Here is a 16735-nt window from a genome sequence, read left to right as displayed (position 1 = left end):
ACCTCAAGACCGCGGTTGGGACGCTCACGCGTCTCGACCGCTCCGCTAGGACGCCGGCGCGGGCTGCCCCGCGCCGGCGTTCGTGTGTTTGGACGGAAGCCCTCGGGCGCGACAGGTTGTCGCGGACGAACTAAGCCTCGCTTCATCTTTTCCCGCGATCTCTGGTTTCTCGTCGCGTTTCAGGGAATGACCATGTCCAAAGCTTGCAGCGGCTGCCGCGATGGCCAGGACTTCGAGACGCCCTTCTCGATGGCCTTTCAACCGATCGTCAGTCTGACGTCCGGCCAGGTGTACGCGCATGAAGCCCTAGCGCGCGGAACCGAGGGCGAGGGCGCGGGGACGGTGCTGTCGACGATCTCGGACCAAAATCGCTACGTCTTCGACCAGCAGTGCCGCGTGAAGGCCATCGAGCTGGCCACGACGCTGGATCTGGCGCAAACCGGCGCGAACCTGTCGATCAACTTCATGCCAAATGCGGTCTATGAGCCGCGCGCCTGTATTCGCCTGACCCTGGCGACCGCCATGCGGACGGGCTTTCCCCTCAACCGCCTGATCTTCGAGTTCACCGAAAACGAGCAGCTGGACATCCAGCATGTGCTGAACATCCTGCGCACCTATCGCGCCATGGGCTTCAAGACCGCTATCGACGACTTCGGCGCAGGCTATGCGGGCCTCAATCTGCTCGCCAAGTACCAGCCCGACATCGTCAAGTTGGACATGGAGCTGATCCGTGACATCGACAGCGATCGCGGCAAGCGGGTGATCGTCTCGCACCTGCTGAAGATGCTCGCCGAACTGGAGATCCTGACGGTCTGCGAAGGCGTCGAGACCATCGATGAGCTGTCGGCGCTTCGCGATCTGGGCGTCGAGTATGTCCAGGGCTACGTGATCGCAAAACCGGTGTTCCAGGGCCTAGCGGCGCCGGACCTGAACGTGATCACCTCGGCCGATACGACATCGCCACATCGCAACGCTGATAGCGCGCCCCGAATTTCTGCATGATCTCCGCGTCGTGGACGAAGCCTAGCTTCTCATAAAGGTGGATGGCCGCCGCGCATTTGCGGTTGGTCAGCAGGTAGATCTTGTCCATGCCCAGGCTGGCCGCTCGCTCCAGGGTCTTGGCCAGCAGGAATTCTCCAGCCTTCACCCCGCGAGCGCTCTTGAGCACGCCCATCTTGGTCAGCTCGACCCAGCCGTCCTTGGACACCATCAGCGCGCAGGTCCCGACCACGCCGTGCTCGGCGGTCTCGGCGAACAGCACCACCCCGCCCTTCTCCAGGATCAGCTCACGCGGCCTCGACAGCAGAGCGATGTCGTTTTCCTCCAGGGCGAACATCTCCTCGATCCACTGCGCGTTGATCCGATAGAAGGCCTCGGCCAAATCGTCCGAGAAGTCGCGCGTCCAGACCACCAGGGCCCCGGCCGCCTGGGCGCGGCCCAGCAATGACCGCTCAGCCAGGCGCGCTTCCACCCTGGCCAGCCCCAGCATGAAGTCCCCCTCCAAACCCGCCACCAGCTCTGCGGCCGCCGGCTCGATGCGCGGCAGAAGCTCGGTCTGGATCCGCGCCATGAGCGCCCTGCCCTTGTCGGTGAAGGCCAGTCGCTTGGTGCGCTGGTCTCCCGACGCGCGACGGGCCTCGACGAAGCCGTCCCGCTCTAGCGGCCCCAGCGCGCGGGTCACCGTCGGCTGCGCCAGTTGCAGCCGCTCCGCCAGCTCGCCCACCGAGATCGGCTCATGCATGCGGATCGCCAACAGCAACGACATCTGAGCGGGCTGCACCGGGAGATCCAGCGATCGCGCCACCTCAGCGGCGTCAGCTTGCATCCGCTCCGCCAAACGTTTGAGCCGGCTGCCCAGAAACCCGACGCCCAGACCGGCCAGAAGATCAACGTCCATCGCCTCGCTCCATTTCATAGCGCGCTATATAGCTAGCTATGAAATGACTCATCTCGCAAGTCTTCTCCTCGCGCATATGCGCGCGTTCCGACCAAACCAAAGCGGGGCGAAAAATGACACCGGTGGACAAAGCGGCGCTCCAGCGGCATTTTCGGCATCGACCTTACGGCGGCTTGATCGCCGACGTCTTTGAACAGGAAACGCCATGCGGGACCGCCGCTGCCTCTACGCCGCCACAGGCGCGCTTGCCTTGGCGTTGCTCGCCGCCAGCCCCGCCGGGGCCGCCGAGGTCACAGCCTTTCCGGGCGCGGAGGGCGCGGGACGCCTCAGCCTTGGCGGGCGCGGCGGCAGGGTGCTTAAGGTCACCAATCTGAATGACTCTGGCCCCGGCTCCCTACGCGCCGCCGTCGAGGCCAAAGGCCCACGTACGGTCGTGTTCGACGTCTCCGGCACGATCCAGCTCAGATCGCCTCTAAAGATCAGCAATCCGCGCATCACCATCGCCGGCCAGACTGCGCCGGGCGGCGGGATCACCCTGCGCGACCAGACGCTGGTGATCGGCGCCGACGACGTCGTGATCCGCTTCATTCGCTCGCGCCTAGGCGCAGAGAGCAAGGTCGAGGGCGACGCGATCTGGATCAGCGGCGGCCGCCGGATCGTTCTCGACCACGTCTCGGCCAGCTGGTCAGTGGACGAAACCCTGTCGGCGTCGGCCCGCTACACCGAAGCAGGTCAAGGCTTCCACGACCTGACCGTCCAGTGGTCGATCATCGCCGAGAGCCTTGCGCGTTCTATCCACGTCAAGGGCGACCACGGCTATGGCAGCCTGATCCGAGGCGGTCAGGGCAGCCGCATCAGCTTCCATCACAACCTGTGGGCCAACCACATGGCGCGCATGCCTCGCCCCGGCAACTACGAAGGACCCGACAAGGACCCGGTCGGCCCGCTGTTCGATTTCCGATCCAACGTCTTCTACAACTGGGGCAAGGGCTACGCCGGCTACAACGCCGACAAGGCGGCGCGAGCGGCCTACAACTTCGTCGACAACGCCTACGTTCCAGGGCCCGACACCGGCAAACGCGTGATCTTCCAGGAGAGCAATCTGGAGGCCAAGGGCTACTTCGTCGGCAACAGCATGGACGGGGTGGTCCCGGCCGATCCCTGGAGCCTGGTGACGTTCACGATCCCCGAGCCCGCTGGCTATCGCCTCGCCGCGCCGCTGGACGTGGCGCCGGTAGCGCCGGAGAGCGCCGAAAAGGCTTATGAGCGCGTCCTGGCCGACGCCGGTGCGTCGGTCTGGCGCGACCCCGTCGACCGCCGGATCATCGAGGGCGTGCGCTCCCGCCAGGGCAAGGTGATCAACACGGAGGCCGACGTTGGCGGTTGGCCGGAACTCCCAGCCGGCAAGGCGCCGGTCGACACCGACGGCGACGGCATGCCCGACGCCTGGGAGAAGGCGCAAGGCCTCGACCCGAAGAAGGCCGACGGCGCGACCTTAGCTAAGGACGGCTCGAGCTGGACAAACCTGGAACTCTATTTGGCGGATGTGGCCAAAGTCCGGGGCTAGACGGCCGCCGCAGCGCCCCCACCTGACCCGTTTTTGCGGGTCGCTCGCCCCAGCGGGGGCGGAAGGCGCCCTTATTCCCCCTCGGGGAGAGGAGGGTCGTAGGCCCGGAGGGGGCAAGTCAGCAAGCTCATCCCCCCTTTTGCCCCCTCGCCCGCTTTCGGCTAGAAGCCGCCCCATGTCGCACAACACTTTTGGTCACCTGTTCCGCGTCACCACCTGGGGCGAGAGCCACGGCCCGGCGCTGGGCTGCGTCGTCGACGGCTGCCCTCCCGGGATCGCGCTGACGGCGGAAATGATCCAGGTGTTCCTCGACAAGCGCCGCCCGGGGAATGGCAAGTTCGTGACCCAACGCCAGGAGCCGGACGCGGTGCGGATCCTGTCGGGCGTGTTCGAGGATGAGCGCTCCAACGGCCAGCGCACGACCGGCACGCCGATCAGTCTGATGATCGAGAACACAGACCAACGTTCGAAGGACTATTCGGAGATCGCGCAGGCGTTCCGGCCTGGTCACGCCGACTACGCCTATTTCGCCAAGTACGGCGTGCGCGACTATCGCGGCGGCGGCCGTAGCTCCGCGCGAGAGACCGCGGCAAGGGTGGCGGCCGGCGCAGTGGCCCGGCTGATCCTCCCCGGCGTGACGGTGCGCGCAGCCCTCGTCCAGATCGGGCCGCACAAGATCAATCGCGCCAACTGGGACTGGGCCCAGACCGAACAGAACCCCTACTGGTCCCCCGATGCGGCTATCGTGCCGGTGTGGGAGGAGCATCTCGAGAAGATTCGCAAGGCCGGGTCGTCTACGGGCGCCGTAGTCGAGGTTGAGGCCGTTGGCGTTCCGGCCGGCTGGGGCGCGCCGCTCTACGGCAAGCTGGACGCCGAACTGGCCGCCGCCCTGATGTCGATCAACGCCGCCAAGGGGGTCGAGATCGGCGACGGCTTCGACAGCGCCGCCCTGACCGGCGAGGACAACGCCGACACGATACGACTGGGACCAGACGGCGAGCCCATGTTCCAATCCAACCACGCGGGCGGGATTCTGGGCGGCATCTCCTCGGGCCAGCCGATCGTCGCGCGCGTTGCGTTCAAGCCGACGTCTTCCATTCTGATCCCGCGCGAGACGGTCAACGAGGCCGGCGAGGAGATCGAGCTGCGCACCAAAGGTCGCCACGACCCCTGCGTGGGCATTCGCGGCGTGCCGGTGGTGGAAGCGATGACGGCCTGCGTGCTCGCCGACGCTTTCCTGCGCCATCGCGGCCAGACCGGAGGCGAGCGCTTCCGTCTCGGCTCAGGCCACCACCCGCAAAGCTTGTGAAACCCGGAACGCCCATAAGCGTCGGGCATACCCGATATGCCGGCTCCCCGTCTTGACCGGTAGGCAACGGCCCGAGTAAGCCTCCAGCCTACAGAAACGATGACGGCTCAAAACGCCCGCATAAAGTGTGCTATGCGCGGCGGCGGGGAGGCTTGGCGTGCGGTTCGACCTCCTGAAGATCCTGCTGGTTGAAGACAACCAGCACATGCGCATTCTGCTGATCGAGATGCTGCGCGCCATCGGCGTGCGTCACATCCATGAAGCGGTGGACGGGGCCGAAGCGCTCACGACCCTACGCTCGACCCATATCGACGTCGTGCTGACCGACCTCTCCATGAGCGGCCTCGACGGCGTTGAGTTCGTGCACCTGCTGCGCCGCTCGCCGGACAGCCCTAACCCGTTCTGCCCGATTGTGATGATCACCGGCCACGCGACCGAACGTCGCGTGCGAGAAGCTCGCGACGCCGGGGTCAATGAGTTCCTGGCCAAGCCGATCACCGCACGCGGCCTGGTGCACCGCCTGACCCTGCTGATCGAAAATCCGCGCCCCTTTGTCCGGGCCGGAGACTACTTTGGTCCTGATCGGCGGCGACGCGACGATCCGCGCTATGCTGGCCCCAGACGCCGGGCCGAGGACGGCGGGGCGTTCTACCTGGACGACCTGGACGCAGGGCACGACCATCCGACGCGGAGACTGTAAACCTTTGCGGGTCTACTAGATGGTGAACAGCCCTTTCAAGAGCACCGTCATGACCTCTCGCCGCCTCGCTCCGATAGCTCTGGTTCTGAGTGGTCTCTGCCTCACTCAGGCCGGTTGCATGGCCGCCGCAGCCGTAGGCACGGTCGCTGGCACGGCGATCGGCGTCACCGGCGCCGTCGTGGGCGGCGCGGCCAAGGTCGGCGGCAAGGCCGTCGTCGCCACCGGAAAGGCGATCATCCCCGGCGACAGCGACAAGAGCAATCTCGCCGATCATCGCCAAGAAGAAGAGTAGACCCGGCTACAGCGACAGCGAGCAGGTCTCGCCGATCGTCGGACGCGACAGCACCACCCGCGAAAGCCCGGGGAACCGGACCTTCAGGCGCTCAGCGAAATAGAGACACAGGCGCTCAAGCGTCGGCACTTCAAGACCTGGCTTGTCGTTCAGCAGCCCGTGGTCCAGTTCCGTAGCGACCGCCTTCAGCGCGACGTCCAGCGTGTCCAAATCCGCCACCCAACCGGCGTCCAGCATCTCGCCCCGCACGCTGGCCTCGACCTTGAACGAGTGACCGTGCAGCTTGCGATAGCGATGGTCCTGCGGACCCTGCTCAATGTAGTGAGCCGCGTCGAAGTACGCGGCCTTCGTGATCTCGAAGACGGGCTTCATCTGTTGCTTCTTTGACTAGGCCTGGGAGGCTCTAGCGCAACGACCCTGTCACCAAGTCGCGCGCCTTATCCGTCAGGGCAGGCCGAGATATTTGTGCGTTTGGACGCTTAAACGCCATTGTGGGTGAGAAAGGCAATAGGCCACGGCCAATTGCGTGTTTGCGTCGCGGTCAGGCCCGTCCATCGGCTGGAGATAGAACCGCTCGAAATCCAGATCGGCGAAGCGCTCGGGCATCGCCTTTTCCTGCGGGAACACCAACTTCAGCTCCTGACCCGACGTCTGGACGACGGGCGCGTCGGCCTTGGGGCTGATGCAGATCCAGTCGACGCCTAGGGGTGCGGGAAGCGTGCCGTTGCTCTCGACGGCGATCTGGAAACCGCGCGCATGCAAGGCCGTGATCGCCGCCTCGTCTAACTGCAGGAACGGCTCGCCCCCGGTACAGACCACCAGACGATTGTCCGGACCGCCATTCCACTGGGCCTCAACGGCCGCCGCCAGATCATCGGCGGTGGCGAACTTGCCCCCGTTCTCGCCGTCGGTTCCCACAAAGTCGGTGTCGCAGAACGTGCAGACCGCCTTGGCGCGGTCCTGTTCGCGACCGCTCCACAGATTGCAACCTGAGAACCGGCAGAACACGGCGGCCTTGCCCGCCTGTCCGCCCTCGCCCTGCAGGGTGAGGAAGATCTCCTTGACCGAATAGGTCATTGGGCCAGCGCCTCGCGCCCCGCCGCGCCCCATTCGACGTAGCCCTTCTCGCGCAGTTCGCACGCGGGACACGTCCCGCACCCATGCCCCCAGGCATGCAGTTGGCCTCGCTCCCCCTGGTAACAGGTATGACTCTCCTCGACGATTAGCTGGACCAGCGCTTCGCCGCCCAGTTGCTTGGAGAGCCCCCAGGTCTGGGCCTTGGTCAGCCACATCAGCGGCGTCTCGATATGAAAGTCACGATCCATGCCCAGGTTGAGGGCGGCCTGCATCGCGTCCAGCGTGTCGCGTCGACAATCGGGATAACCGGAGAAATCGGTCTCGCACATGCCGCCGACCAGATCGTCGATCCCACGTCGGTCGGCCAGGGCCGCCGCATAGGTCAGGAACACAAGGTTGCGCCCCGGCACGAAGGTCGAGGGTAGTCCCCGCTCGGTCATCTCAATGGCGCGATCGGCGGTCAGGGCCGATTGGGCCACCGCGCCGAAGCTGCGGATGTCCAGCACGTGGTCTTCGCCGAGACGCTGCGCCCAGTTCGGAAACCGGGCTGCGATCTCGCGACGCACGGCCTGACGCGCCTCCATCTCGACCGCATGCCGCTGGCCATAGTCGAAGCCGACCGTCTCGACGCGATCATATCGCGCCAAGGCCCAGGCCAGGCAGACGCTGCTGTCCTGACCGCCGGAGAACAGAACCAGGGCGGCCTGGCGCTCACGGGGGCTCATGCGGGCCTCTCGGTGTCCATGAAAGAGGGGAACATGGCCCCCCTCTACACGAGGTGGGCCGCCCCCGGAACCATCCGAAGCCTCGCCCCGCGACTCAGGCGATACTGTGCCCACGAAAAGAAGCGAACTCTTTCGCCCACGAACTAACCATATATCGCGCTATGAATGGCCTATTGGCCACATCCGAGGGCAGAGTTCCGCAAGGGAAATCACAAACCGTTTCTTCTAATCGTGTGGAAACTTACCCGCATCAGGAGAACAGGGCCTCCCGGAAAGTGAAAAGGCGTAACCTATCGCTGTTCACTTACATCTAGGCCAGTTGACAGCCTTCAAACGCAAGTATGCAATCTCCCAATGCTGCGAGGGGCTCGCCGTACGCCCACGCGGTGAAAACAGTACGGCGCCGAGGAAACATCGACGCTTGCAGGCTCCACCCATAAGGCGCCGCTTGCGTTCAGGGAGGGAATTCAATGTCGCACACTCTGCGTATGCGGAGCCTATTGATCATGGGCGCTTCGGCGGTCGCGATCTCCGGTTTCGCCGTCCCCGCGTTCGCCCAACAGAACACGACGGTCATCGAGGAGCTGGTCGTTACGGCTCAGAAGAAGGAAGAAGCGCTACAGGACGTGCCGATCGCGGTGTCGGCCTTCAGCCAGGACAGCCTGGAAGCCCAGAAGATCGACGGCGGCCCCAACCTGCAGCTGGCGATTCCGAACGTCACCTTCGCCAAGAGCAACTTCACCAACAGCTTCAACTTCCAGATCCGCGGGATCGGCGCCAAGGCCGTCGGCGCGTCGGCCGACCAGGGCGTGGGCGTTCACATGAACAACGCCCCCCAGCAGTCCGGCAACCTGTTCGAAGCAGAGTTCTACGACGTCGAGCGCGTCGAAGTGCTGCGCGGCCCGCAAGGCACGCTCTACGGCCGCAACGCCACCGGCGGCGTGGTCAACGTGATCACGGCCAAGCCCACCGACATGTTCGAGGCGAACGTGCGCGCCGAGTACGGCAACTACAACGCGATCAAGCTGCGCGGCATGGTGAACGTGCCGATCTTCGGCGACAAGCTGGCTATCCGCCTGGCGGGAACCACGCTGAAGCGCGACGGCTTCGTCACCAACACCTTCAACGGCAACAAGGTCGACGACCGGGATCTCTACTCGACCCGCGTCCAGGTGATGTTCAACCCGACCGAGAAGCTGCGCACCAACTTCCTGTGGGAACGCTTCCACGAGAACGACAGCCGCGCCCGCACCGGCAAGCAACTCTGCACGAAGGACAATGGACCGGCGACCGTCGGCGGCGTGCCCACCGGCGCGGCCCGCGTGTTCCTGACACAGGGCTGCCTGCCCGGCTCACTGTACGCCCCGACCGCCTACGGCACCGTCAACTCCTCGGGGTCGCTGACGGGCCTGCTCGGCAACATCTTCGGCTTCACCTCGGGTGATGTGAACGCCGGGGACACCACCTCGACCAACTTGCGCGAGATCGAGACGGGACAGGACCCGATCTATCAGTCAGGCTCAAACACCTATCAGTTCACGCTGAACTATGACCTGAGCGACGAACTGACCTTCACGTCGATGACCTCGTACGGCAAGGGCAGCGTCTGGACGAAGCAGGACTACAACCGCAACGTCGCGGCGGTGCCGTTCAACAACACGCCGTTCACGCCGGGCGGCTTCTTCACCGACCCGCAGGTGGGACGGACCAACAAGTTCACCACCCTCGACATCTCGTCGGGCCGCTCCGAGCAGTTCAGCCAGGAACTTCGACTGCAGTCGGCCTTCGACGGCCCGCTGAACTTCACAGTCGGCGCCATTCACTTCACCTATCGGACGCTCACCGACTACTACGTGATTGGCAACTCGCTGACGCTGTCGTCGCTGGCCCTGAACTTTTCCCGGACCGGCAATCCGAACTGTAACCCGGCGACGACCGCCAACTGCATCGGGATCGACACCTCGGCCAATCCTACGGGCGATGGTCACAACTACTATGACAACCGGACGCCCTATAATCTGGTGTCGGACGCCCTCCTCGGCGAAGTGTACTATCAGGTCAATGACGACCTGAAGTTCACCTTGGGCCTGCGCCAAACCCGCGACAAAAAGGCGGTCAAGAACTACTCGACCGTGCTTCTGGCCCCGGGCTATGGCCTGACCTTGAATCCGACCAATCCTGATCAGCGCGCACGGTTCAATGAGACGACCGGTCGCGCCGGCGTCGACTACAAGGCCAAACTCGGCTTCACCGACGACACCCTGCTCTACGCCTTCTACTCGAAGGGCTACAAAGGCGGCGGCATCAACCCGGGCGTCCCGGCCAACTCGATCGGCATCAAGCAGACCTTCGAGCCCGAGTTCGTCAACGCGATCGAAGTCGGTACGAAGAACACGATGCTGGGCGGCAGCCTGCTCTTCAACGCGACCGCCTTCTCGTATGACTACAAGGGCTACCAGATCTCGAAGATCGTGAACCGGACCTCGGTGAACGAGAACGTGGACGCCAAGGTCCACGGCTTCGAACTGGAGTCGATCTGGTCCCCGGTCCGCAACCTGCGCCTGAACGCCAACGTCGGCTACCTGAAGACCAAGATCGGCGCCGGGGTCAGCTCGATCGACACCATGAACCGCACCCAGTCGAACCCGGCCTATACGGTGGTGAAGGTCGGCCCGAACGCTTCGTCGGTCGGCGCAAACTGCGTGCTTAGCACCGCAGGCGTCGCCACGATCCTGGGCGCCGGCGCGGGCGCGACCCTGCCCTTCGCCTGCTCGGGCGCGGCCGCCTATCAAGGCTTCCTGGCGGCCCCGGCTGCGGCTGGCGGCGCGGGCCTTCCCGCGGCGACAGCTGCGTTCCTGGCCAACGGCGTTGGGCTCTACACCTACGGGTCGGGCTTCTCGATCGAGGGCACTGCGGCGGATCTCTCGGGCAATGAGTTGCCCAACTCTCCGCACTGGACCACCTCGGTCGGCGCTCAGTACAGGTTCGAACTGTCTGACGGGTGGTCGGCGACGCTGCGCGGCGACTACTACCGCCAGAGCAAGCAGTTCGCTCGCGTTTACAACACCGCCTATGACACCCTGAAGTCTTGGGACAATGGCAACATCACCCTGAAGGTCGAAAAGCCTGAGTGGGGCCTCGCCATCGACGCCTACGTCAAGAACATCGGCAACAAGACTCCAATCGTCGACGCCTACACCACCGACGACAGCTCGGGCCTGTTCACCAACGTGATCACCGCCGAACCGCGTCTCTACGGGATCGCGATCAGCAAGTCCTGGTAGCCGCTGCGACGAAAACCTTGAGGGGGCGGCGGACTATCCGCCGCCCCCTTTTTCGCGCCATCGTCAGGCGTTCAAAGCCGATCATAGCGGATCGCCTCAATGAGAGCGGTACCACCTTAACGACTCCGCAAGGGCGGGCGAGGCATGGTGCAATCCCAAGCCGTTGACGAAGCGCCGTATGGAAACGCTGTCCCGCCTGATCGAACCTCTCGCCCCTATCGCGCCGGGCTGCTCCAGCGCGACCGTGGGGGCGATGTTCGACGCCGATCCGACGATCGCCGCGCTCGCCGTGGTCGATGACGGCGCGCCGCTGGGCCTCGTCTATCGGGACGTGTTCCAGGGCATGATGCGGGTCGCAGGCGCCGTCCTCGCCGATCGCCCGATCTCTGAGATCATGGACACGTCACCCCGCGTGGTGACTGTCGCCACCGAGGCCAACACGTTCGTCAACGCCCTCGCCGACAGCCCCACGCCCATCTTCCGCACCGCCTATGTCGCAGTCGACGCTGACGGACGCTACGTCGGCGTCGGCGGGTTGGCGTCCCTGCTGGCGTCTCACCGACGCCGCCAGCGCGAAGCGCGCGACGCCATGGCCATGGTTGAGCGTATGGCCGTCGATATCGGCGCGCACCTGGACGGCGTCCTCGCCATCACCGAACGCCTTGAACAGCAGCGCCTGACGCCCGACGCTGCGGCCTTCGTCCGAGCCATCGGCGACACCAGCCGCGATATGAGCGAGACGGTCGGGCGCGCGGTGGATTTGAATCGCTCCGTGAACGGCGATCTGTCCCTGAACTCTGTTCCCACGCGACTGCGCGATTTCGCCGACCTGGTCGAAGCTCGGTGGGGAAGCCGGGCCGCCGAAGGGGGCTCCACCCTTCTGGTTTCCTACGATGGCGACCCCGAATGCGGCGTCGAGATCGACAGCGAACGCCTGTTGCAAGTCATCGACATCCTGGTCGAGAACGCCCTGTCGGCCGGGCGCGGTATGACCGAAGCGCGCCTCTCTGCGCGCGCGGAGGGCGATCGGATCTCTCTGGACTGCCAGTTGCGCGACAACGCCGGCGGACACGCCGAAGACCGGGTGCGCCGGGTCAACGATCCGCTCGGCGCCGTGGGCGCGCAGGATCGCAGCGAGATGGCCCTGGGCGTGGGCCTTGCGCTAGCCCAGCGTGTCGTTCGGGCGATGGGCGGTCGCCTGGTCGCCGAGGCCAATCGCGGCGCCGGCCTGACGGTGGGGTTCTGCCTGTCCTTGGCACCGGCCGCCGCCGAAGCGGTGACCCACGAGTCCGCAGAGCCCGTGGGCGGTCGCTCGGCGCACATCCTGATCGTCGACGACAACGCCACCAATCGCATGGTCGCCGAGGCGCTCTGCGACATGTTCGACTGCACCTCCGAGCAGGCTGTTGATGGCGTGGAAGCCGTCGAGATGGCGCGCAGCGGCCGCTTCGATCTTATCCTTATGGACATCAAAATGCCGCGCATGGACGGCGTCGCCGCCACGCGCGCCATCCGCGAACTAGGCGGTCGCTCTGGCTCCGCGCCGATCGTGGCCCTGACCGCCAACGCCGACCCGTCCGACGTTCAAACCTATCTCGCTGCGGGCATGCAGGACGTCGTCGAGAAGCCGATCAAACCAGAGCGCCTCGCCCTGGTGCTCAATAGCCTTCTCGCGGGAGAAGACGCCAACAGCGCCGAAGCCGCTGCCTGAGTTTCCTCCGGCTACGGCGAAAGCCATCGCGTCGGATGCGCCCAACGAAATCGACGCCGGATGACTCGCGCCACGCGGGCGCAGGGCAAGCTCTGGTTGGCGGCGAATCGTAGTTGAGCCCGCTAGCCTTCCTCGAATGCGGGGGAGGAAGTGTCGACATCGCGACGTAACGCCGCGCCAAGGTTGGCTCGCTTCCACCAACGTAACGGTCGTGTCATTTTCACGGGACAACCGTTGGAGGCGGAAGAAACATGAGCGAAGACACCGAAGGCCGGCGCCCCAACCCCGTCGATCTGCATGTCGGGGGTCGCGTGCGCATGCGCCGTAAGCTGCTCGGCGTGAGCCAGGAACAATTGGCCGACTCCCTGGGCCTGACCTTCCAGCAGGTCCAGAAGTACGAGCGCGGCGCCAACCGCGTGAGCGCCAGCAAGCTCTATGAAATCGCCAAGACGTTGCAGGTCCCGGTATCGTTCTTCTTCGACGGCCTCGCCGACCCGATGAGCGGCGCGGACATGGACGACGCCGGCCTTCGGGCCGAGAAGGTGGTGCAGGAGTTTCTCACCACGCCCGAAGGCCTTGAACTGGCTGAGGTGTTCCCGAGGATCGCGCGCGGCCGCGTCCGCCGCCAAGTGCTCGATCTGGTTCGGGCCATGGCTGACGAAGCATCGCGCGACGGGGTATGATCCCCAACCAAGCCCAAACGAATACAATCACATAGACGGATCTCGATCGGCGGGTCGGGGTCCGTTTTCTTTTGGACTGAAGCCTGCTGGTCTCAGAGCAAAGGTCTTGAGCGCCGCTTTGGACGCCCTCTCGAACCCAGAAGGCTTCAGCCCGTCGGGATGTCCGATCGAGACGCTTTCCAGATCCGCTTCGCGGTCCCGGCGGCCGCAGGCGCCAGCCCTCGCAGGTCATAGGTTCGGATGATGCGCATGCCGACTTCGCGCTCGCGCTGCCAGGCCACGGTCACGTCGTGCGCCAAGCCCGCATCCAAATCCACCAACTGAGCCTGCCCCGTCGGCGCGCCGCCGCCCGTCAGCATCTGCACGCGCGCGCCCTGGCTGGAAAGATCGCGGATCACGCAGTCCCACGCAAAGGCGCCGCAGAGAACTTTGCCGGACCTCTGTGTCTGAATGCGGACGGCCGCTCTTCGATCTTGGTCCGCGCCGGACGCGTGCTTCGCCATGGGTCGATAAACGCACGACGCAGTTAATCGGCCGTGCAGAAGTAAGATTTTTGCAGTGAAGGTTAACGTCGCCGCGCACCCAATTTGAGGTTTTGGCCTTCACTGGCCGATGACAGCCTTGTCACAGCGGGAAGGATCGGGCCAAGCTCACCTAGCGACCCCTGTTGTCAGAGGAGCGCGAAAGCTGGTCAAAGACGCTGGCGCGGAGGAGACACCATGGCCAAGGGATCGGTCCTGCTCGCCGATGTGAACGGGCGCGACCTTGCCCTGGCGCTTGTGCCCCCCGGGGACGCGCCTCGCACGCATCGCGAACTCCCCTGCACATCCCTGAAAGCGCTTGAGCAACACCTGATCGACGCCCTGTCCGCCAACGCCGCGGAAGAACTGATCGGAGCCGCCGTCTGCGGGGCGGGTCCTGAGATCGATGGCGCAATCGCGCTGACGGCGGGCGACTTCACCGTCACCCAGGCCTGGCTGCGAGCTGTGCTGAAGACGCCGCGCGTCGCCTTGTTGAACGACTTCGCCGCCTGCGCGCTGGGCGCGCCGCGCCTGGATCCGTCGGCGATGCGCCTGATCCACGACGGCAAGCCGTCTCGCAACGCCCAGATCGCCGTGATCGGCCCAAACCTGGGCCTTGGCGTAGCCGGCCTGACGCCGCATCGCACAGACGGTTGGACGCCTGTGGTCAGCGAGGGCGGCCATATCGACTTCACGCCGGGCGAGCCCCGCGAAGTCCCCGTCTTCCAGGCGCTGCAGGCCCGGCACGGCCGGGTGTCGGCCGAACACTTTCTATCCCAAGCCGGCCTGATCGACATCCACGCCGCGCTAGGCGGCGCTGCGACGGATGACGACGACCTGATCATCCATCGCGCCCGTGACGGAGACGCTGGCGCGCGCGAAGCAGTTTCGATCTTCAGCGCCCTGCTGGGCGCCTTCGCCGGCGACGCGGCTCTGATCTTCGCCGCACGCGGCGGGGTCTATATCAACAGCCCGCTGATGGAACGGATCGGCGATCTTCTCGACCATGCGGCGTTCGCGCGTCGGTTCGAGGACAAGGGCCGCATGAGCGCCTATCTGAAGGATATTCCGGTCTATCTCGCCGTCGGCCGCTGCACGCTGTTGGGACTATCGGGTCTCTTCACCGCCAGTGACATGCGTTACGAGGCCGCTGAGGTGAAGTTCCTCGACTGCTGAGGCTCTGCCTCAGGCCAGTTCTGGGATCTTCAGCGGCTCCAGCGCCATCTCCAGGTCCGCCAGGATATCGGAGACGTCCTCAAGGCCGATGGACAGGCGCACCATGCCCTCGCCGATGCCGGCCGCCGCGCGCTCCTCGGGCGTGTAGGGCGAATGGGTCATGCTGGCCGGGTGCTGTATCAAGGTTTCGGCGTCGCCGAGCGATACGGCGCGGCGGATCAACTCCAACCGGTTCATCATCGCCACGCCCGCCGCATGGCCGCCCTTCAGCTCGAACGCCATCATGCCGCCGCCCGACATCATCTGGCGCGCCGCCAGGTCGCGCTGTGGAAAGCTCTGGAGGCCGGGATAGAACACCTGCTCCACCGCCGGATGGTCCTCAAGCCAACGCGCGACGGTCTGGGCGCTCTGGCTGTGGCGACCCATGCGTAGCGACAGGGTCTTCAGCCCCCTCAGGACCAGGAAGGCGGTGAACGGCGACATCACCGCGCCGGTCATGTCCTTCACGCCGCACAAGCGCACGCGGGCCATGTCTTCGACGCCGCCGGCGGCGATGCCGCCGACAAGATCGCCATGCCCGCCCAGATACTTCGTCGCCGAGTGCACGACGATGTCCGCGCCCAGCGCAAGCGGTCGCGTAAGGCACGGCGTGGCGTAGGTGTTGTCGACCACCACCTTGGCCCCGGCGCGATGTGCGATGCGGGTGATCGCGGCGATGTCGACCAGACGCATGTTCGGATTGGCCGGGGTCTCGAAATACACGATCCGGGTCTGGTCGGAGATGGCGTCCGCCAGCGCTTCGGGCCTGGTCATATCGACCTGTTTCACCGTCACGCCGAAGCGCGTCAGACCATCCCGCAGAAAGGCGAAGGTGCAGCCATAGAGGGTCTGGTCGGTGATCACCTCGTCGCCCGCGCGCAGGAAGCTCCACAGCGTAGCGGTGATGGCGCCCATCCCCGAAGCCGTGGCGACCGCCGCCTCGGCGCCCTCAAGGCTGGCGAGGCGGCGCTCCAGAAGGTCCGTCGTGGGATTTGAGATCCGCGAATAGAAGTGCCCCTCCCGAGTCCCGGCGAACATCTCGCCGCCCGCCTCGGCACTCTCGAAGGCGAAGGTTGAGGTCAGGTGGAGCGGCGGGGTCAGCGCGCCATGCTCGTCGGCGGGATCGTATCCCGCATGGATCGCCCGCGTGGAAAAGCCGGTCTGGTCGTCGCGCATGTGCTGCTCCCTTTGACGCCACTGTGGCGCCAGGAGAGACGCGTGGAATTGCAAAGTCTGCTATGTTGAGCGCCTGTTTTGGCAGATCCTGCTCAGGAACGACGTATGGACACCAAAGATCGTCAGATCATCCGTGAACTGCAGAAGGATGGCCGGCTGACCAACCAGGAACTCGCCGAGCGGGTGAACCTGTCGCCCTCGCCCTGTCTGCGGCGCGTGCGCAATCTCGAAGCCGAGGGCGTGATCACCGGCTATACGGCCCTGGTGGACCAGAAGGCTTATGGCCTGCCGATCACGGTCTTTGTCCGCGTTCGGCTGGACCGCCATGGCCAGGATCTGATCAAGGGCTTCGAGGATGCGGTGGCGCGGATCGATCAGATCCTCGACTGCTTTCTGCTGGCCGGCGGCGACGACTACCTGTTGCGCGTGATCGTCGAAAGCCTGGAGGCCTATGAGGATTTCATGCGCCGCAAGCTGCACGCCATCCCAGGTATCGCCTCGATAGACACCAGCTTCGCTTACGGGGTGGTCAAGCAGACCCGCGTCTTTCCCGTAGCGGGCTGAAGCGCCCGCCTCAC

16 protein-coding genes are annotated in these 16735 nt (G+C 65.2%); 10 read left to right on the top strand and 6 right to left on the bottom strand.

Annotated elements, in window-relative coordinates; translation table 11 throughout:
• The first annotated feature begins 186 nt into the window (after positions 1-186).
• Positions 187-1002, top strand: a complete 816-nt coding sequence (locus tag ACT53N_RS12200; RefSeq protein WP_476064133.1) for an EAL domain-containing protein — start codon at positions 187-189, stop codon at positions 1000-1002.
• Here ACT53N_RS12200 and ACT53N_RS12195 read toward each other — a convergent pair.
• Positions 938-1897, bottom strand: coding sequence for a bifunctional helix-turn-helix transcriptional regulator/GNAT family N-acetyltransferase (locus tag ACT53N_RS12195; protein ID WP_476064132.1), 960 nt, complete (start codon positions 1895-1897; stop codon positions 938-940). The genes ACT53N_RS12200 and ACT53N_RS12195 overlap by 65 nt on opposite strands.
• A gap of 205 nt (positions 1898-2102) precedes the next feature.
• Between ACT53N_RS12195 and ACT53N_RS12190 the strand changes: the two genes are divergently transcribed.
• From ACT53N_RS12190 to ACT53N_RS12175, 4 genes are all read left to right on the top strand, one after another.
• A complete protein-coding gene (locus ACT53N_RS12190) occupies positions 2103-3464 on the top strand; it encodes a pectate lyase (protein ID WP_476064131.1) in 1362 nt (453 codons plus the stop codon).
• Between the two features lie 175 nt (positions 3465-3639).
• Entirely contained in the window at positions 3640-4773 is a 1134-nt protein-coding gene (gene aroC, locus ACT53N_RS12185) for a chorismate synthase (protein WP_476064130.1), read from the top strand.
• 157 nt (positions 4774-4930) lie between these two features.
• On the top strand, positions 4931-5473 hold the full coding sequence (locus ACT53N_RS12180; protein ID WP_476064129.1) for a response regulator: 543 nt from the start codon (positions 4931-4933) through the stop codon (positions 5471-5473).
• A 49-nt stretch (positions 5474-5522) separates the two neighbouring features.
• Positions 5523-5765, top strand: a complete 243-nt coding sequence (locus ACT53N_RS12175) for a hypothetical protein (protein WP_476064128.1) — start codon at positions 5523-5525, stop codon at positions 5763-5765.
• Between the two features lie 6 nt (positions 5766-5771).
• On the opposite strand, the gene ACT53N_RS12170 is transcribed toward ACT53N_RS12175, so the two are convergent.
• From ACT53N_RS12170 to queC, 3 genes are all read right to left on the bottom strand, one after another.
• Positions 5772-6137 carry a 6-carboxytetrahydropterin synthase gene (locus ACT53N_RS12170; RefSeq protein ID WP_476064127.1) on the bottom strand — a complete coding sequence of 122 codons (366 nt, stop codon included), beginning with the start codon at positions 6135-6137 and terminating at the stop codon, positions 5772-5774.
• Between the two features lie 72 nt (positions 6138-6209).
• Positions 6210-6842 (bottom strand): 7-carboxy-7-deazaguanine synthase, encoded by a 633-nt coding sequence (queE, locus tag ACT53N_RS12165; RefSeq protein ID WP_476064126.1) that lies wholly within the window; start codon positions 6840-6842, stop codon positions 6210-6212.
• The gene (queC, locus tag ACT53N_RS12160; protein ID WP_476064125.1) at positions 6839-7567 is read right to left on the bottom strand and encodes a 7-cyano-7-deazaguanine synthase QueC; all 729 of its coding nucleotides are present in this window, start codon (positions 7565-7567) and stop codon (positions 6839-6841) included. The genes queE and queC overlap by 4 nt, the downstream gene beginning before the upstream one ends.
• A gap of 470 nt (positions 7568-8037) precedes the next feature.
• Here queC and ACT53N_RS12155 point away from each other — a divergent pair, with 470 nt between their 5' ends.
• The 3 genes from ACT53N_RS12155 (at position 8038) to ACT53N_RS12145 (ending at position 13245) form a co-directional block, all read left to right on the top strand.
• On the top strand, positions 8038-10851 hold the full coding sequence (locus tag ACT53N_RS12155) for a TonB-dependent receptor (protein WP_476064124.1): 2814 nt from the start codon (positions 8038-8040) through the stop codon (positions 10849-10851).
• 178 nt (positions 10852-11029) lie between these two features.
• Positions 11030-12562, top strand: coding sequence for a response regulator (locus ACT53N_RS12150; protein ID WP_476064123.1), 1533 nt, complete (start codon positions 11030-11032; stop codon positions 12560-12562).
• A 251-nt stretch (positions 12563-12813) separates the two neighbouring features.
• Positions 12814-13245: a helix-turn-helix domain-containing protein gene (locus ACT53N_RS12145; protein ID WP_476064122.1), complete on the top strand. Its 432-nt coding sequence runs from the start codon at positions 12814-12816 to the stop codon at positions 13243-13245.
• A gap of 146 nt (positions 13246-13391) precedes the next feature.
• Here the strand turns inward: ACT53N_RS12145 and ACT53N_RS12140 are convergent, their stop codons facing one another.
• Entirely contained in the window at positions 13392-13748 is a 357-nt protein-coding gene (locus ACT53N_RS12140) for a PilZ domain-containing protein (RefSeq protein WP_476064121.1), read from the bottom strand.
• 216 nt (positions 13749-13964) lie between these two features.
• Between ACT53N_RS12140 and ACT53N_RS12135 the strand changes: the two genes are divergently transcribed.
• Entirely contained in the window at positions 13965-14942 is a 978-nt protein-coding gene (locus ACT53N_RS12135; protein WP_476064120.1) for a glucokinase, read from the top strand.
• 9 nt (positions 14943-14951) lie between these two features.
• Here ACT53N_RS12135 and ACT53N_RS12130 read toward each other — a convergent pair whose 3' ends face one another.
• Positions 14952-16157 (bottom strand): methionine gamma-lyase, encoded by a 1206-nt coding sequence (locus tag ACT53N_RS12130; protein WP_476064119.1) that lies wholly within the window; start codon positions 16155-16157, stop codon positions 14952-14954.
• A gap of 105 nt (positions 16158-16262) precedes the next feature.
• Between ACT53N_RS12130 and ACT53N_RS12125 the strand changes: the two genes are divergently transcribed.
• Positions 16263-16721 (top strand): Lrp/AsnC family transcriptional regulator, encoded by a 459-nt coding sequence (locus ACT53N_RS12125; protein ID WP_476064118.1) that lies wholly within the window; start codon positions 16263-16265, stop codon positions 16719-16721.
• Positions 16722-16735 lie beyond the last annotated feature (14 nt).

Source organism: Caulobacter sp. DMC95 (assembly GCF_056313785.1).
This window is presented reverse-complemented; position numbering and strand designations above follow the sequence as displayed.

Excerpts from the sequence above, each read along its gene's own strand:
- ACT53N_RS12200 (WP_476064133.1), top strand. The coding sequence starts at position 187 with ATGACCATGTCCAAAGCTTGCAGCGGCTGCCGCGATGGCCAGGACTTC.
- ACT53N_RS12195 (WP_476064132.1), bottom strand. The coding sequence starts at position 1,897 with ATGGACGTTGATCTTCTGGCCGGTCTGGGCGTCGGGTTTCTGGGCAGC.
- ACT53N_RS12190 (WP_476064131.1), top strand. The coding sequence starts at position 2,103 with ATGCGGGACCGCCGCTGCCTCTACGCCGCCACAGGCGCGCTTGCCTTG.
- aroC (WP_476064130.1), top strand. The coding sequence starts at position 3,640 with ATGTCGCACAACACTTTTGGTCACCTGTTCCGCGTCACCACCTGGGGC.
- ACT53N_RS12175 (WP_476064128.1), top strand. The coding sequence starts at position 5,523 with ATGACCTCTCGCCGCCTCGCTCCGATAGCTCTGGTTCTGAGTGGTCTC.
- ACT53N_RS12170 (WP_476064127.1), bottom strand. The coding sequence starts at position 6,137 with ATGAAGCCCGTCTTCGAGATCACGAAGGCCGCGTACTTCGACGCGGCT.
- queE (WP_476064126.1), bottom strand. The coding sequence starts at position 6,842 with ATGACCTATTCGGTCAAGGAGATCTTCCTCACCCTGCAGGGCGAGGGC.
- queC (WP_476064125.1), bottom strand. The coding sequence starts at position 7,567 with ATGAGCCCCCGTGAGCGCCAGGCCGCCCTGGTTCTGTTCTCCGGCGGT.
- ACT53N_RS12155 (WP_476064124.1), top strand. The coding sequence starts at position 8,038 with ATGTCGCACACTCTGCGTATGCGGAGCCTATTGATCATGGGCGCTTCG.
- ACT53N_RS12150 (WP_476064123.1), top strand. The coding sequence starts at position 11,030 with ATGGAAACGCTGTCCCGCCTGATCGAACCTCTCGCCCCTATCGCGCCG.
- ACT53N_RS12145 (WP_476064122.1), top strand. The coding sequence starts at position 12,814 with ATGAGCGAAGACACCGAAGGCCGGCGCCCCAACCCCGTCGATCTGCAT.
- ACT53N_RS12140 (WP_476064121.1), bottom strand. The coding sequence starts at position 13,748 with ATGGCGAAGCACGCGTCCGGCGCGGACCAAGATCGAAGAGCGGCCGTC.
- ACT53N_RS12135 (WP_476064120.1), top strand. The coding sequence starts at position 13,965 with ATGGCCAAGGGATCGGTCCTGCTCGCCGATGTGAACGGGCGCGACCTT.
- ACT53N_RS12130 (WP_476064119.1), bottom strand. The coding sequence starts at position 16,157 with ATGCGCGACGACCAGACCGGCTTTTCCACGCGGGCGATCCATGCGGGA.
- ACT53N_RS12125 (WP_476064118.1), top strand. The coding sequence starts at position 16,263 with ATGGACACCAAAGATCGTCAGATCATCCGTGAACTGCAGAAGGATGGC.